Consider the following 14,765-nt stretch of genomic DNA (forward strand, 5'->3'; position numbering starts at 1 on the left):
CTTCTCCTATTGCCGCGATGGTCACGACACCAGAATCTCGCGGAACATCCCAGCATCCATATGCATCATCAGATGGCAGTGCCAGGCCCAGCGCCCCAGCGCGTCGGCGCTGATGCGGTAGCTGACCTGCTGCGCCGGCTGAACCGGGATGGTGTGGCGGCGCACCTGGAATTGGCCATCCGGACTCTCCAGTTCGCTCCACATGCCGTGCATGTGCATCGGGTGGGTCATCATCGTGTCGTTCACCAACACCATGCGCAGGCGCTCGCCATAGCGGAAATGCACCGGTGTCGACTCCCCGAACGGCACGCCGTCGAACGACCAGGTGTAGCGCTCCATGTTGCCCGTCAGATGCATCTCGATCGTGCGGCCTGGCGCACGCGGATCGATCGGGCCGCCGATCGTGTGCAGATCAGCAAGAGTCAGCACGCGTCTGCCGTTGTTGCGCAGGCCCACACCGGGATCGTCCAGATTGGTCCGTGGGTGATCGACGCGGGCGTCGACGCCGGGACCGTACTCGGTCGGTGCGTGTCGCACGGCGGGGCCCGTGTCCATGCTCATCCCCCCCATGTCCATTCCCGGCATCGAGCTCATGTCGTTGCCCATCATGTCGGCCATGGTCAGTTGCTGGCGGGGGTCCATCGGCGGGACGGGCGCGGCGAGCCCCGGGCGCGCAGCCAGTGTGCCACGCGCGTAACCAGTGCGGTCCATCGATTGTGCGAAGATGGTGTAGGCCGAGTCTTGCGGGCGCACCAGCACGTCGTAGGTTTCCCCGGGTCCGAAACGGAACTCGTCCACGCTCACCGGCTCCACATCCTGCCCATCGGCCGCCACCATGGTGAGCTTCAGGCCAGGAATGCGCACGTCGTAAAACGTGTTGCCTGCGCCGTTGATGAAGCGCAGCCTGGCCGGCTTTCCCGGCACGATGGGCGCCGACCAGTTGCCCGCCGGGGTGACGCCGTTCATCAGGTAGGTGAGCGTCGCGCCCGAAAGATCCGAGAGGTCGTTCGGACTCATGCGCATCTGCTCCCACATCGCGCGCTTGTCGAGTGCCGCACGCAGCCCCTCGCGGGAGACATCGCGGAAAAAGTCCGCCGCCGTCGGCTCGTGGTAGTTGTCAAAACCGCTGTCGTCCTTGAGCTTGGCCAGGACGCGCATCGGGTCTTCGTCCATCCAGTCCGACAGCAGCACCACATGATCGGTCTCGGCGCGTATGGTCTTGCCATGCGCGGGTTCGATGATGATGGCGCCGTACATGCCGGTTTGCTCCTGCATGCCCGAGTGGGAGTGGTACCAGTAGGTACCGGCCTGCTGAACCTTGAAGTGATAGACGAAGGTCTCGCCGGGAGCGATACCCTTGAAGCTCATTCCAGGCACGCCATCCATCTGAAAGGGCACGAGCATGCCGTGCCAGTGGATCGACGTCGAACGGTTCATCCGGTTGGTCACACGAATCGTCACCGTGTCGCCCTCCTTCCAGCGCAGCGTTGGCCCTGGAATCGATCCGTTGATCGTCGTCGCGACCCGATGTTTTCCGGTGAAATTGACCGGTGTCTCGGCCACCACCAGATCGAATTCGCGACCCCGCAACTCCGGGGCCGTCCCGGTTGCGGCGGGCGCCGTTTGTGCGCGCGCCGTCCACGGGGCCAGCCCCAGCATGACGCCGCCAGCAGCGAACCCTTGCACGAAGCGCCGCCGTTGAACATGGACACCTTCTGGCCGGATGAGGAGATTGCGTTGCATGGTTTCGGCTGCTCCTGTTCAATGGAAAATCGAAGCCGTAGCCTAGGAAGGCTCCACTGTCACGCCGATGACCCAACCATTACATTAATGTCATGTTCTCGTCAGCTTGCTGTTGACGTGCTGCGGCTAGAGTTTGGGAACGAGAGCACGGCCGCAAGCCGTCGCCTCGTTGGGGGAGATCGATGAAACTGCTGCTTGTCGAGGACGAAATCAAGACCGGTGAGTATCTGAGACAGGGGCTCAGCGAATCCGGATTCGTCGTCGATTGGGCGCGCAACGGCCTCGATGGCCATCATTACGCGATGACCGCGCCCTACGACCTTATCGTGCTCGACGTCATGCTTCCCGACGTCGACGGCTGGCGCATCCTCCAGTCTCTGCGCGAGTCTGGTAACGGCACCCCGGTGTTGTTCCTCACGGCGCGCGACGCGATCGAGGACCGCGTCAAGGGTCTTGAACTCGGAGCCGATGATTATCTGGTCAAACCTTTCGTCTTCACCGAACTGCTCGCGCGCGTGCGCAGCCTGTTGCGCCGCGGCCGTGCCCCGATCCAGACCGACCAACTACACGTCGCGGATCTGGTGCTCGATATACCGCGGCGTCGCGCCACGCGGGCGGGGGTCCGGATCAATTTGAGCAGCAAGGAGTTTGCCTTGCTGGAACTGCTGATCCGACGCCAGGGTGAAGTGCTGCCCCGATCGCTAATCGCCTCTCAGGTGTGGGACATGAACTTCGACAGCGACACCAACGTGATCGACGTCGCCATCCGGCGCCTGCGGGCCAAAGTCGATGACGGTTTCGAGCCCAAGTTGATCCAGACCGTGCGCGGTATGGGTTATACCCTGGACGTCCCCGATGGGCGTTGAGAAGCGAACACGCCGCCCCATGTCGCTGGCGGTTCGCGTCACAAGTCTGGTCGGCTTGGTGACAACGGCGATATTCGTACTCTCTGCATGGGGCATCGAATATTCGATCGAGCGGCATTTTTCCCGGATGGATCTGGCCGAACTGCAATCAGCTTGGGCATCGGTGGATGCAGCGCTTCGTCGAGATGGGGCTTCTTCGTCTGGGGCAGCACAGTCCCACGAGCTCGCCGACGCGATCGCGGGAGGCCACGATGTGTACTTTGTCGTCCGTGATGCTGATGGCCGGCGGCTGTACGGAACGACTGCACCAGATCTCGATGCCTTGGGCGAAAAGGTGCCAGCCACCACGCATTTGGCTTTAGATACGCTCCATATCTGGCGAACCGATCACCACGTCTACCGAGGAGCGGTCTTGCGCAGTGGCGACAAAACGGTCGTCGTCGCCACTGCGATCGACTTCCACCTCCAGTATTTGCGGGAATTGCAGAATGCTCTTTGGGCGGGGACGTTGATGGCAAGCCTCATCAGCGTTCTTGTTGCAGCCTTAGCCGTACGCCAAGGGCACGCGCCGCTGCGCCGCATCAGCGCGCGCATGCGAGAAATGACAACTGAGCGCTTGCACACACGCCTCGATCCAAAGCACGTTCCAGTCGAACTCGTGGATCTGGCGGCCGCCTTCAACGCCATGTTGACCAGGATCGAGCAAGGCTTCGCGCGTTTGCGTAACGTCTCGGCCGACATCGCTCACGAGCTGCGCACCCCTGTGACCAATCTCACGACGCAGACCCAGGTCGCGCTGTCAAAGGCCCGGGACGTGGATGCCTACCGGGAAATCCTGTATTCGAACCTTGAAGAATTCGAGCGTATGGGCGCGATGATCAGCGACATGCTGTTCCTGGCGCAAGCCGAGCAGGGGCCGATGCGACGCGACGCCGGGGGAATTGACCTGCATGCGGAAATACGCAGCCTGTTCGACTACTTCGAAGCCTGGGCGGAGGACCGTGGGGTCTCGCTCGAACTGAACGGGCAAGTCGGTCGAGTCGAGGGTGATCGAGAGATGTTGCGCCGCGCACTCAGCAACCTGATCGCCAATGCCGTCCGCTACACGCAACGCGACCAATCCGTCGACGTACGCCTGTCGCGGAATCAGCGATGGGTCACGATCGAGGTCTGTAATCCCGGGATTGGCATTCCATCAGAACATTTGCCGCATCTGTTCGATCGCTTTTACCGCGTGGATCCCTCGCGCCAGCGACGCGGCGAGGGTGCAGGCCTCGGACTTGCCATCGTCAAGTCGATCATCGAGGCCCACGCTGGGAAAGTCTCGGTCACCTCTACATCCGGAATGACGTGTTTCAGCGTCGACCTGCCGGCCGGGCACATTCTGTGAAACCCGTCAGCTCCGAAAGTATCCAGGTCGCGGTCAGTGCGTCGCGGCTTTCAGTCTACGGCGCAGTGCCAGAGGCCGTTGTCGATGGGGGTTTCGAAGGATACGCGAGAACCGTCTGAATCTGTTGCTCTGCCTGCAGGCGGATCTGAACAAGCTGGCGTAACGTATCCGCGACGCTTGTCGCTGCCTGAGATTGAGCCTTCGGGTCGGGCTTGGCTGCTGAATTCAAGGCCAGCAAATTTGCTCTTGCGGCGTAGAGCTGCGCCTGCAACGCACCTTCCTGACGCAGAGCGCTTGCCTGGATCTGTCCAATGCGGACCTGCTGCGCAAGCGTCAGATTTGCCTGCCAGGCCCGTCCAGCCCATGGTGCAGCTCCATCCATCATGCCGTACCCGCCATACGGTCTGTCGCGAGGGGCTGGACGCTCCCAATACCGGAGGGCACCACCCATCATGCCCATGCCGTAGGGCCAAGGCCCATTTTCATGCCACGGCGCCTGTGCGACGCCGACTTCCCATCGCTGCCCCCAGAAGGGAAACGGACCGAATTCTGGAACCAGCGCCAAGTAGTAGGCGAACAGCACGATGCCAAGCGCGAGCACCCACTTTGAAATCTTGCTCATGATGCACCTCAACTTTCCAGCTCGCGCCGCATCCGCTCATAGGTTTCGCGGTCAATATCCCCGCGGGCATAACGTTCCTTGAGGATGTCCATGTGCTTTTTGTCTACCGGGCGTGACTCTGAACTGTTTGCGTGGCCCGTAAACAGCCATCGGATCAAGCCCACCACGAGCGCGAGGATCACGACCCACCACAGCACCATGAACACCCACCCCAGGCCGAATCCACCCCAACCACCCATCATTCCATAGCCATATCCCACGATGACGCTCCTTCAATCCGAATGCGAGAGCCCCCACAACGAGCCAAAAACTTGGCGGCGCTGTACTTACGACTGCAGGGACTGGGCGACACGCAGCAGTTTGGTGCGCACTTCCCCTCCGAGCCGGTCGATTTCAGACTGCCCGACCATGCCGAGCACGGCGGCCGGATCCATGAATACCACGCTGACCTTTCCGTCTGGTTCCTCTCGCACGACGACATTGCACGGCAGTAGCGCGCCAATGTCGGGCTCCACTTTCAATGCCTGGTGGGCATAGTGGGGATTGCAGGCGCCCAGGATGCGATAGGGGCGCTCATCGATCCCAAGCTTGGCCTTGAGCGTCGCCGCCACATCGATTGTGGTCAGCACACCGAAGCCCTCCTCTTTCAATGCATCGGTCGCGGCCTGCACCGTGGTCTCGAAGTCTTTGTTGCTCGTGACGGTAAACACATAAGAACTCATGACGATTCTCCAATGAACGATGAAAGAGAGGCCTGTCTGGCCTGGGCCCAGTTTTTCAAATGCGCGCGCGCCTCAGGCGCAGGGCGTTTGCCACGACCGAAACCGAGCTGAACGACATCGCCGCCGCCGCGATCACCGGTGACAACAGAATGCCAAAAAACGGGTACAGAATGCCCGCAGCGACGGGCACGCCCAGGCTGTTGTAGACGAAGGCGAAAAACAGGTTCTGCCGGATGTTGCGCAGGGTGGCACGGCTCAGGCGCCGGGCGCGCACGATGCCGCGCAGGTCGCCCTTGACCAGGGTGACGCCGGCGCTCTCCATCGCCACGTCGGTGCCGGTGCCCATGGCGATGCCCACCTGCGCCTGCGCCAGCGCCGGGGCGTCGTTGATGCCGTCGCCGGCCATGGCGACGAAGCGGCCCTCGGCCTGCAGGCGCTTGACCGTCTGCGCCTTCTGGTCCGGGAGCACCCCGGCGATGACCTCGTCGATGTCGAGGTCGCGTGCCACGGCCTTGGCCGTGGTTTCGCTGTCGCCGGTGAGCATGACGATGCGCAGGCCCTCGGCGTGCAGTTGCCGGATCGCCTCGGGCGTGGTCGCCTTGACCGGATCGGCCACCGCCACCAGCCCGGCGGCCTGGCCGTCCACCGCCAGGAACATCGCGGTGCGCCCCTGCGCGCGCTGCGCCTCGGCCGGCGCGGCCAGCGCTGCGGTGCCCACGCCGTTGGCCGACAGCAGCGCCGCGTTGCCCAGCAGCACATGCGCGCCCGCGATCGTCCCGGTCACGCCCTTGCCGGGCGCGGCCTGGAAGTCCGTGGCCGGCTCCAGGGCGAGTCCCTTGTTCTGCGCACCCTGCACGATGGCCGCCGCCAGCGGGTGCTCGCTGCCGCGCTCCAGGCTGGCCGCGAGGCGCAGCACCTCGTCGGCCGCGAAGCCTTGCGTCGGCATCACCTCCTGCAGCCGCGGCCGGCCCTCGGTGAGCGTGCCGGTCTTGTCGACCACCAGGGTGTCGACGCGGCGCAAGGTTTCGATCGCCTCGGCGTTCTTGAACAGCACCCCGGCGGCGGCTCCCTTGCCGGTGGCCACCATGATCGACATCGGCGTGGCCAGGCCGAGCGCGCAGGGACAGGCGATGATCAGCACCGCCACCGCATTGATCACGGCGTACCCCATGGCCGGCGCCGGCCCGAACACCGCCCAGACGGCGAACGTGAGCGCGGCGGTCACGACCACGGCGGGGACGAAGTACGCCGAGGCCAGGTCGGCCAGCTTCTGGATCGGGGCGCGGCTGCGCGAGGCCTCCGAGACCATGTGCACGATCTGCGCCAGCAGGGTGTCGGCGCCCACGCGCTGCGCCTGGATGACCAGCGCGCCACTGCTGTTGACGGTGGCCCCGACCACCTTGTCGCCCGCACCTTTTTCCACCGGCATGGGCTCGCCGGTGATCATCGACTCGTCCACCGAGGACGCGCCTTCGAGGACGACGCCGTCGACCGGAACCTTCTCGCCCGGGCGCACGCGCAGCCGGTCGCCCACCTGCACCTGCTCCAGCGGCACGTCGGCCTCGGTCCCGTCGGGCGCGATGCGTCGCGCCAGTTTGGGCGCCATGCCCAGCAGCGCGCGGATGGCCGCGTTGGTGCTGCTGCGCGCGCGCAACTCGAGCACCTGCCCGAGTAGCACCAGGGTGACGATCACCGAGGCCGCCTCGAAGTACACGTCCACGTGGCCGCTGGCGGGGTCGCGGAAGGCCGGCGGAAAGATCTGCGGGACGACCTGGGCAATGACGCTGTAGGCGTAGGCCACGCCCACGCCCAGCCCGATCAGGGTGAACATGTTGAGGTTCCACGTCGCCACCGAACGCCAGCCCTTGACGAAGAACGGCCAGCCGCCCCACAGCACCACGGGCGAGGCGAGAGCGAACTCGATCCAGGGATAGGCCGCGGCGCCGGGCAGCGCGGCGGCGTGGATCCCCGGCAGGTAGTCGATCATCGCCAGCGCCAGCACCGGCAGGGTGAGCGCCAGGCCGACCCAGAAGCGCCGGGTCATCGATGCCAGCTCGGGGTTGTCCTCGTCCTGCGCCTGCACCGTGAGCGGCTCGAGCGTCATGCCGCAGATCGGGCACGAACCCGGCGCGTCGCACACGATCTGCGGGTGCATCGGGCAGGTGTAGCGCGTGCCGCCGGACGCCGGGCGAGCGCTCAACGCGGGTCCGGGGTGTGCCTCGTGCGGGTGCAGATGGGTCGTATCGTTCATGGTGTTCGCTCTCCATCGGGCGGAGCCCGCGCGTCTCCGACGGCGGCCCAGCAAGACCAGTCTAGGCGGTCGGCGCTTTCAGGCAGATGACCGGATCATGACGTCGATGTCATGTTCGCCGCCGGCCGACGGTCGGCCTTCGCGCCGGCGGGCAGGCGAAGCGTCCTATCGCGTGCGCCCGGCGGCGGCGATCTGCTTCCAGCTCCGTCCTCCGTCGAGGGAGAGATAGACGTCGCGCCGGAAGGTGGCGATCGCCAACTCGCCGCGGCGCGCCGGGTTCTGCGCGACGTACGCGACCGCGTCCTCCCGCAGCGGCGGCAGCGCGACGGCCTGCGGCGCGCTGGACCCGCCGGCGAAGGCGATGCGCGTCAGGTGCGGCTGGCCGTCGTAGCTGCCGTACCAGAGATGCTTGCCGTCGAGGTCGAACGCCACCGACAGGAACTGGGCGTTGCCGGCGACGGCGCGGAAATGCGCGCCCGCGTCGGTGGACAGGTACAGCCCGCTCTTGGTCGCCGCGGCGACGATGCGCGGATCGGTGGGATGCACGGCCAGCGCGAACACCTCGCCCTCGAGGCCGTCAGCGGCCGCATGCTTCCAGACGAAGCCGTCGTCGACCGTGCCATACAGCCCCGGCTCGGGCATGCGGCTGTTGCGCTCCATGGCCATCGCGTAGACCGCGTTGGAGGCGTATCCGGCCGCCATGACGTGGAAGTCCGACTCGCCGCGCAGGCCGAGGGTGTGCCAGGTCCGGCCGCCGTCGGTGCTCTTGACCAGGCCGATGGGATTGACCGCGTTCGTCCCCGGCGCCGGGTGGCCGCTGCTGTAGAACGCCGTGCGCGTGGCGGTAAAGCCCATGTAGTCGTTGGACGCGCTCGGCAGCGTGGACCAGCGTCCCGCCGAGTACACCGCCACGCCGTGGTGGTCGGGGATGTAGAGCCTGGTGCCGTCGGGGCCGAAGGCCAGGCCGTGCACGTGCATCAGCTCGACCGGCGCGCCCGCGGCGGCGATGCCCGCCATGGCCGGCATCGCCGGGCCGGCAGCCCAGGCCGGAAGCATCGTCGCGGCTGCGGCCAGCAAGGCGGCTGCGAGCCGCCGGGTGGGGAAATGTCTCATTGCAACTCCTTTTCGGTTGGGATCAAGAGAAAGCTGAAAAAAGTGGATCGCCTCACCGCACCGCGGCGCTCAGGGTCGTCGGCGGTAGGCAAAGGTCCTTGTCCTCGCAGGCTTGCCAGGCCGGGCAGGCCGATGCGCGCGTCGTTCTCGTAGACGAGGATGTCGCGGCCGTCGATGCGCAAGCCGATGGTCGTGCCGGGCGGATAGCTCGGCCGCCCGTCGAGCGCGCGCCCGTCGCTCAGCACGCGCACCGACACGGGGATCAGGTAGGGCGCCGAGGGCGGATTGGCGTAGACGTGCCAGCCGCGGGCGATGTGCAGGATCACCGTCGCGCCGCCGGCTGCCGCAGTGACGCTCGCGCTCACCTCCGACGCGGAGTCGACCGGCGCGGCCATGCCGGCCGTCGAAACAGGTTGCAGGGTGGAAAGCCGCTCGATCAGCGTGCCGGCGGTGAACAGCCCGGACAGATGCCCCACCTCGCGTCCGTTGCGATCGAGGATCGCCAGGAACGGCATGCCGGCACCGCCGTACTTCGCCAGCAGCCGCTGCAGGACGGGGTCGGGGCGGGTGAGGTCGGCCTGCAGCGGCACGGCGCCGGCCGCGCGCACGGCGCGCGCCACCGCCGGGTCGCGGTACACGGTCTTCTCCAGGATGCGGCAGTTCAGGCACCACTGCGCGGTGAACTCGACCAGCGCCGGCCGATGCAGCGCGCCGATGGCGCCGGCGTCGCCAGCGCGCAGCGGCTGCCAGGGGATGCCCTGTCCGGCAGCGGGCCAGAACCCGGCGCCCAGGTAGGCGATGGCCGGCGCCGCGGCCCACCGGGTGCGCCGGTCAGTGGCGCGCAGCGCGGTGACAGCGGCCCACGGCACCAGCGCGGCGAGAAACGCAATCCACGCTGCATCAGCGACCCATGCCGGCAGCAGGCTCTGCGCGAAGAAGACCGCGCCGCCCAGCAGCAGCCAGCCGAAGCTCTTGCGCACCACCTCGGCCCAGGCCCCGCCTCGCGGCAGCCGGGCGAGTAGGGCAGGCCGCAGCAGCAGCACGACGTAGGGCAGCGCCATCCCCGAACCGATGGCCACGAACAGCGTCACAATGTCCGCCGGCGGTCGGGTCAGGGCGAAGACCAGCACGCCGCCGAGCAGGGGGCCCGTGCACGGCGTGGACAGCACGCCGCCGACCAGACCCGACACCAGCGGCTCGAGATGGCGACCACCGCGCAGGCGCGCGACCGCTGCCGGCACCGGCAGGCTGCGCGCGGAAAAGCTCGCCGCCGCCAGCACCAGCATCACCACGACCAGCCCGACCAGCACCGCGCGCGACTGGAACAACACCCCCCACTGCAAGTGCAGCAGCGCGGTGGCCAGTCCCAGCGCCGCGAAGAACGACACCGAGCCGAGAGCGAACAGGGCGGCGGACACGGCCCGCGCTCCGATTCCCTCGCCGGCCTCGCGCAGGATGGTTCGGACCTTGATCGGGATGACCGGTAGCACGCACGGGGTCAGGTTCAGCAGCAGGCCCGCGGCGAGGGCCAGGGCGATTTCGAAGAAAAGGGACATGTCGGTCGCACCTATCACGAAGCGGCCAGCTCGCGGCGGATGAGGCGGTGGAGTTCCGGGAAGTCCGGTTCACCGAGGATGCGCTTGAGGATGCGCCCGCGCTTGTCGACCAGGAAGGTGGTGGGCGTCATCCGCACCCCGAAGAACGCGCGGGCCGCGCTGCCGTCGGCGTCGCGGGCGACGTCGAAGGGCAGGCGGCGCGTGCGGGCGTACTGCTCGACGAAGTCCGGCGGGTCGTAGCTCATCGCTACCGCGACGAAGGCGAAATCCCGCCCCTTGAAGCGCTGGTCGGTCTGGATCATCTGTGGCATTTCCTTGATGCAGGTGGCGCAACTGGTCGCCCAGAAGTTCACCAGGTAGACCTTGCCGCGCAACTGCGTGGTGGTCAGCTTCCGGCCAGACAGCAGGACGAAGGTCGCGTCCGGCGCCGGCGGGTGGTCGGTGAGCGCGACATAGGCCACGGCGACCAATGCGGCGGCCACGCCGGCCGCAACGACGGATCGCAGACGAATGCGCATGGGAAAACCTCGATCGATCGTTCACGGGGACGGCCGCGGCGGATGCCGGCGTCCCCCGGAAGGGACGGCCACATGGCCGCCCCGCAGTGAGGCGTCGGGAGATTCAGGCCCGGGGCGGCCGGTAGGATGCGTCGGGCGGCGCGCTGGGGAGGCGCTGGTCGTCGGGTTGCGGCACAGCCGCTGCGGCAGGCGGCAGGAAGGACACGGCCGGCGCCGAAACCGTCGCCAGCGTCAGTCCGCAGACGACATGGCAGGTCGACTGGCCGCCGGCAGGACAGCCTGCGCCGTGACGCACGAACGGACGCGGCGGTGCGGCGAGGCTCGTGGCGCGCGCGGCCGACCCGTGTCCGAACGTTGGAGCCGCATGGCCGCATGCAGTCCCAGCCATCGCCGTGGCGGCCGCGGGCATTACGGCGTACGCCCAGCCGTGCAGTGGCAAGACTGCCAGCACAAAGGCGATGAAAGCGATGCGCAAGGCGCTCATGCGTTCGGGGAAGTGGGAATGGCCGGACCGTTGCACCGAAAATCATAGGCTCTTCGAATCCCCCGACGCGGCCGGGGCTTTCTCGCACAGGCGGGGGCGGGAAGCGGCGAGGTCGCGCCGGAGATTCCGTACCTCCTCGCGCAGCAACCGCAACTCGTCCTGGATGTCGCACTGCGCCTTCTTCTCGCTCTCGCCCACGAAGAACGCGGCGACGCCCGCAGTGACGAGCGAAAACACCGCGTAGCCGCCGGTCACCACCAGCACGGCCAGCGCCCGCGAGGCCGCGGTGGTCGGGACGAAGTCGCCGTATCCCACGGTGGCTGCGGTGGTGAACGCCAGCCACACGCCCTGGCCGTAGGTGCGGATGGTCGGCTCGATCCGGTAGAAGCCCACTCCCGCCAGCAGCACCGCTCCGGCCCCCAGCAGCACAGCGTAGGGAATCACGCTGTCGGAGAACACACGGCGGACATGGCCCAGCAGCCAGGCGAACACAGGGCGATGTAGAGCAGGTGGAGCAGGTGGACGATCGGCATCCAGCCCCGGTTGGCGCCGAGCAGCGCCAGCCCCGAAACCAGGACGATGAAGACCTTGAGCCAGTTGGCCGCGAGGTAGCGCCAGCGCCTGCGGCACAGCGTCGCCGTCAGCGCGGTCTCGGCGGCGAAGGCGGCGAAGATGAGCGCGTCGATGCGCAGCCCCCAGCCTGCGTACAGGGCATTGCCTTGCAGGTCCTCGAGGTAGAACGAGGGCATCGCCAGCAGGGCGATGCCGATCATCCACGGCGCAGCGAACCTGCCGAGCGCGCGGGCCGCGCGTCTCTCCCCCGCGGGAACGCCGTTGAAGCCGATCCAGGACGTGCGCGTCTTCATACCGTGCCGACCGCGGTCAGCGCCGCGGCCGACGCTGCTTCACCGACCATGGGACGCGCCTTTGCGTGTCGCGGGTTTGGCGGCAGCGGCAGGCTGCCCGGCGCCGTACAGCAGGGCGAACATCCGCTCGTCCTGGCCATCGCGCCATTCGCGCCATGCACCGATCGCCGCGCCCGTCCGGCGCACGGCGTCGCTCTCGCTGGCCATCAGCGGGTGCTCGGGCGGCAAGGGTTTGCGCCGCTGCCCGACCTGCCGGGCGAGTTCGCGCACCGCGCCCATCCACGGGTTGAACTCCCCGGACAGCAGCATGCGGCTGGTGCGCATGGGGTGCAGTCTCTCCAGGACCGCGGCGCTCCATGGGTTGGCCAGAGCGCGCACCAACGGGCCGGCCCAGTCGCGGTAGAGACGCTCGTTGGCCTCGGAAACCTGCCGCACGCGCTCGAACGCCTCGGGCGTCGCGGGGAACTTCAGGTCCTCCACCTCGCGCGGTTCGAAGCGCACGGCGTAGGCCGGTTTGCGCGAGTCGGGATCGCCCGAGGGATTGTCGATGCGCATCTCGTACAGGCCGGGCTCGAGCGATTCGATCTCGGCGAGGCTTTCGAGGATCGCGCGGTGCTCCAGCCGCGCCACCTTGGCCGAGACGAAGATGCCCAGGTGGCCGACGTGCGGGTCGATCAGGTAGACGATACGCTGGCCGGCGGCCTTCAGGTCGGCGGTGTCCTCGTAAACCGCCGGGATCCAGCCCAGCGCCTGGTGCGGCGGGGTGATGTTGTCGCCGTGCGAGGCGAAGATCACCAGCGGATTGCGGATGCGCCGCAGGTCGGCGAAGCAGCCGTCGCAGATTCGCACCCCGCCTTCCTCGAGCCGGTTGCCGATGAACAGGTTCTCGACGATGGAGAGGATCTCCTCGCGGCCGAGGAAGTAGAAGCTGCCCCACCAGCGCTCGAACTCCAGGAAGCGGTCGCGCTCGGTGTCGACCGCGACGAACAGGCAGGCGTATTTTTCCCACACCGCTTCCGGCTTTAGGGTCTCGAAGTTCTGCACCAGCCAGGCGCCGTCGAAGCGGCTGTCGCCGAGGTCGGCGAGCAAGTGGGTCATCCAGGCGCCGCCGACGAAGCCGCCGGCGATGCGCATGGGGTTGACCCCGGGCTCGCCCGCCCAGTACGACAGCGGCGAGCCATTGAGCACCGCCGGCCCGGCCAGCCCCTGGCAGTCCGCCGACAGCAGGGCAATGGCCCAGCCCGCCTGGCAATTGCCGTAGAGGACGGGTCGCGTTCCGGGGTGGCGCTCGGCCACGACCTCGACGAAGCGCCGCAGCGCATGCAGCACGTCGGCCAGCGTCTGGTCCGGGCAGGGCTCGGGGAAGAACACGACGAAGTACACCGGATGGCCCTCGCGCATCGCCATGCCGACCTCGGAGTCGCGCTTGAACCCGCCGATCCCCGGGCCGTGGCCGGCGCGCGGGTCGACGATCATCACCGGGGGCTTGGACGCGTCGGTGCAGCACTCCTCGCAGCGGTCCTCGCCAATGCGGGTGATGCGCAGCAGTGCGTAGTTGGCCGGGCGCTCGAAGCGGCGCGCGTCGAGCAGCGTCTCGTAGTCGAAGTCCAGCAGCGGCGGCTTGCCGGCGCGCTCGTGGGCGATCAGGTCGTCGGCGCGCTGGCGCAGCGTGTCCCAGAACAGGATCGAACGCTCGACGACGTCGCGCGCATAGTCCAGCGGGAGGAAGCCGGCCGCTGCCGGCGGTGCCGGGTTCGGCTCCGGCGCCGCCGGCGTTGCGGCGACGGCAGGCGCGGGAACCGGCGCGGGCGCAGCGGCGACTTGCGTCGGGGTAGCGGACCGACGGGGAGACTTGCGTGGGATCGCGTGCATGGGAAGCTCTTCCGGGCGCAGCCTCATTCGGTCAGCCGGGCAGCGAAGAAGTTGAACAGCGGGCCGAAGATCAGCGCCACGTACCAGCCGTAGCCGAAGCTCTCGCCCAGGCCGAGCAGGAAGCTCGGCCAGCTCAGCCAGGTGAATCCGGGCAGCAGCTTCAGCCAGCTCTGGTACATGGCCTGCCCGGGAACGAGCAGATCGAAGCCGACGCAGGCGGCGAAGGTGATGGCCAGGAAGATCCCCAGGCTCATGCCAAGGGCGACCACCGGCAGGCGCGGGCGATTGGCGGGACGCCAGGTTTCAGTGGGCATGGGAGTGCTCCTTCTCTTGGTCCGCCATGGCGTAGCGCTCGGGCGCAGCCTCGAACTGGTCGCGGTGCTCTGCGGAGCAGAACCAGTACGGCCGGCCGCGGTAGACGGCCGACCTGGCGGTGGCGGTGTCCACGCTCATGCCGCAGACCGGGTCGACCGCCTTGTCCGGCGCCGGGCCGCCGGAGGCGCCGCCAGCCCCTCCACCAGCGCGGTCGTGGCCCTCGTGTCCGCCGTGGCCCATGACGTGCGCCCCGCAACCGAAGCGCATCATCACGAAAAACACGCCGGCGATCAGCAGTAAGTACAGCAGTGTGCCCATGAGCCTGCCCTCCTCAGCTTGCACCGCGCATCGCAGACCCGGCCCATCCGCAGTCAGTGCGCGATTTCCGATTGCTCGATCCGAGTATAGGCATCCGTCGCTGTCCCGCGCATGACCATCCCATGACAT

16 protein-coding genes are annotated in these 14,765 nt (G+C 67.5%); 2 read left to right on the forward strand and 14 right to left on the reverse strand.

Annotated elements, in window-relative coordinates:
• Positions 1-21: 21 nt before the first annotated feature.
• Positions 22-1,743, reverse strand: coding sequence for a copper resistance system multicopper oxidase (locus THIARS_RS13135; RefSeq protein WP_094161298.1), 1,722 nt, complete (start codon positions 1,741-1,743; stop codon positions 22-24).
• A 182-nt stretch (positions 1,744-1,925) separates the two neighbouring features.
• On the opposite strand from THIARS_RS13135, the gene THIARS_RS13140 reads away from it, so the two are divergent.
• Complete coding sequence (locus tag THIARS_RS13140) at positions 1,926-2,609, forward strand: heavy metal response regulator transcription factor (RefSeq protein ID WP_094161299.1); 684 nt, start codon at positions 1,926-1,928, stop codon at positions 2,607-2,609.
• Positions 2,599-3,999 (forward strand): heavy metal sensor histidine kinase, encoded by a 1,401-nt coding sequence (locus THIARS_RS13145; protein WP_013106957.1) that lies wholly within the window; start codon positions 2,599-2,601, stop codon positions 3,997-3,999. The genes THIARS_RS13140 and THIARS_RS13145 overlap by 11 nt, the downstream gene beginning before the upstream one ends.
• A gap of 55 nt (positions 4,000-4,054) precedes the next feature.
• Here the strand turns inward: THIARS_RS13145 and THIARS_RS13150 are convergent, their stop codons facing one another.
• From THIARS_RS13150 to THIARS_RS13210, 13 genes are all read right to left on the reverse strand, one after another.
• Positions 4,055-4,621, reverse strand: coding sequence for a hypothetical protein (locus THIARS_RS13150; protein ID WP_013106958.1), 567 nt, complete (start codon positions 4,619-4,621; stop codon positions 4,055-4,057).
• Positions 4,622-4,629: 8 nt separating this feature from the next.
• Positions 4,630-4,881 carry an SHOCT domain-containing protein gene (locus THIARS_RS13155; protein WP_013106959.1) on the reverse strand — a complete coding sequence of 84 codons (252 nt, stop codon included), beginning with the start codon at positions 4,879-4,881 and terminating at the stop codon, positions 4,630-4,632.
• 66 nt (positions 4,882-4,947) lie between these two features.
• Positions 4,948-5,343 (reverse strand): DUF302 domain-containing protein, encoded by a 396-nt coding sequence (locus THIARS_RS13160; protein ID WP_013106960.1) that lies wholly within the window; start codon positions 5,341-5,343, stop codon positions 4,948-4,950.
• A 55-nt stretch (positions 5,344-5,398) separates the two neighbouring features.
• Positions 5,399-7,594, reverse strand: a complete 2,196-nt coding sequence (locus THIARS_RS13165; protein WP_050985964.1) for a copper-transporting P-type ATPase — start codon at positions 7,592-7,594, stop codon at positions 5,399-5,401.
• Between the two features lie 165 nt (positions 7,595-7,759).
• Positions 7,760-8,707 carry a F510_1955 family glycosylhydrolase gene (locus THIARS_RS13170; RefSeq protein ID WP_013106962.1) on the reverse strand — a complete coding sequence of 316 codons (948 nt, stop codon included), beginning with the start codon at positions 8,705-8,707 and terminating at the stop codon, positions 7,760-7,762.
• Entirely contained in the window at positions 8,704-10,263 is a 1,560-nt protein-coding gene (locus tag THIARS_RS13175) for a cytochrome c biogenesis protein CcdA (RefSeq protein WP_041609028.1), read from the reverse strand. Before THIARS_RS13175 ends, THIARS_RS13170 begins: the two co-directional genes overlap by 4 nt.
• Before the next feature lie 14 nt (positions 10,264-10,277).
• The gene (locus tag THIARS_RS13180; protein WP_013106964.1) at positions 10,278-10,781 is read right to left on the reverse strand and encodes a TlpA disulfide reductase family protein; all 504 of its coding nucleotides are present in this window, start codon (positions 10,779-10,781) and stop codon (positions 10,278-10,280) included.
• Between the two features lie 103 nt (positions 10,782-10,884).
• Complete coding sequence (locus tag THIARS_RS13185) at positions 10,885-11,265, reverse strand: hypothetical protein (protein ID WP_013106965.1); 381 nt, start codon at positions 11,263-11,265, stop codon at positions 10,885-10,887.
• Positions 11,266-11,307: 42 nt separating this feature from the next.
• Entirely contained in the window at positions 11,308-11,709 is a 402-nt protein-coding gene (locus THIARS_RS13190; protein WP_013106966.1) for a potassium channel family protein, read from the reverse strand.
• Positions 11,706-12,131 carry a hypothetical protein gene (locus THIARS_RS13195; protein ID WP_013106967.1) on the reverse strand — a complete coding sequence of 142 codons (426 nt, stop codon included), beginning with the start codon at positions 12,129-12,131 and terminating at the stop codon, positions 11,706-11,708. Before THIARS_RS13195 ends, THIARS_RS13190 begins: the two co-directional genes overlap by 4 nt.
• Before the next feature lie 39 nt (positions 12,132-12,170).
• Positions 12,171-14,003: a DUF3141 domain-containing protein gene (locus THIARS_RS13200; protein ID WP_172978989.1), complete on the reverse strand. Its 1,833-nt coding sequence runs from the start codon at positions 14,001-14,003 to the stop codon at positions 12,171-12,173.
• A gap of 23 nt (positions 14,004-14,026) precedes the next feature.
• Positions 14,027-14,317 carry a DUF5676 family membrane protein gene (locus THIARS_RS13205; protein WP_013106969.1) on the reverse strand — a complete coding sequence of 97 codons (291 nt, stop codon included), beginning with the start codon at positions 14,315-14,317 and terminating at the stop codon, positions 14,027-14,029.
• Positions 14,307-14,636, reverse strand: a complete 330-nt coding sequence (locus THIARS_RS13210) for a YHS domain-containing protein (RefSeq protein ID WP_050986058.1) — start codon at positions 14,634-14,636, stop codon at positions 14,307-14,309. The genes THIARS_RS13205 and THIARS_RS13210 overlap by 11 nt, the downstream gene beginning before the upstream one ends.
• Positions 14,637-14,765: the final 129 nt, after the last annotated feature.

It is taken from the genome of Thiomonas delicata (genome assembly GCF_900088825.1).
GTDB lineage: Bacteria > Pseudomonadota > Gammaproteobacteria > Burkholderiales > Burkholderiaceae_C > Thiomonas_A > Thiomonas_A delicata.

Bases quoted from the DNA above. Each gene is read 5' to 3' on its own strand.
- THIARS_RS13135 (WP_094161298.1), bottom strand. From the start codon at position 1,743: ATGCAACGCAATCTCCTCATCCGGCCAGAAGGTGTCCATGTTCAACGG.
- THIARS_RS13140 (WP_094161299.1), top strand. From the start codon at position 1,926: ATGAAACTGCTGCTTGTCGAGGACGAAATCAAGACCGGTGAGTATCTG.
- THIARS_RS13145 (WP_013106957.1), top strand. From the start codon at position 2,599: ATGGGCGTTGAGAAGCGAACACGCCGCCCCATGTCGCTGGCGGTTCGC.
- THIARS_RS13150 (WP_013106958.1), bottom strand. From the start codon at position 4,621: ATGAGCAAGATTTCAAAGTGGGTGCTCGCGCTTGGCATCGTGCTGTTC.
- THIARS_RS13160 (WP_013106960.1), bottom strand. From the start codon at position 5,343: ATGAGTTCTTATGTGTTTACCGTCACGAGCAACAAAGACTTCGAGACC.
- THIARS_RS13165 (WP_050985964.1), bottom strand. From the start codon at position 7,594: ATGAACGATACGACCCATCTGCACCCGCACGAGGCACACCCCGGACCC.
- THIARS_RS13170 (WP_013106962.1), bottom strand. From the start codon at position 8,707: ATGAGACATTTCCCCACCCGGCGGCTCGCAGCCGCCTTGCTGGCCGCA.
- THIARS_RS13175 (WP_041609028.1), bottom strand. From the start codon at position 10,263: ATGTCCCTTTTCTTCGAAATCGCCCTGGCCCTCGCCGCGGGCCTGCTG.
- THIARS_RS13180 (WP_013106964.1), bottom strand. From the start codon at position 10,781: ATGCGCATTCGTCTGCGATCCGTCGTTGCGGCCGGCGTGGCCGCCGCA.
- THIARS_RS13185 (WP_013106965.1), bottom strand. From the start codon at position 11,265: ATGAGCGCCTTGCGCATCGCTTTCATCGCCTTTGTGCTGGCAGTCTTG.
- THIARS_RS13195 (WP_013106967.1), bottom strand. From the start codon at position 12,131: ATGAAGACGCGCACGTCCTGGATCGGCTTCAACGGCGTTCCCGCGGGG.
- THIARS_RS13200 (WP_172978989.1), bottom strand. From the start codon at position 14,003: ATGCACGCGATCCCACGCAAGTCTCCCCGTCGGTCCGCTACCCCGACG.
- THIARS_RS13205 (WP_013106969.1), bottom strand. From the start codon at position 14,317: ATGCCCACTGAAACCTGGCGTCCCGCCAATCGCCCGCGCCTGCCGGTG.
- THIARS_RS13210 (WP_050986058.1), bottom strand. From the start codon at position 14,636: ATGGGCACACTGCTGTACTTACTGCTGATCGCCGGCGTGTTTTTCGTG.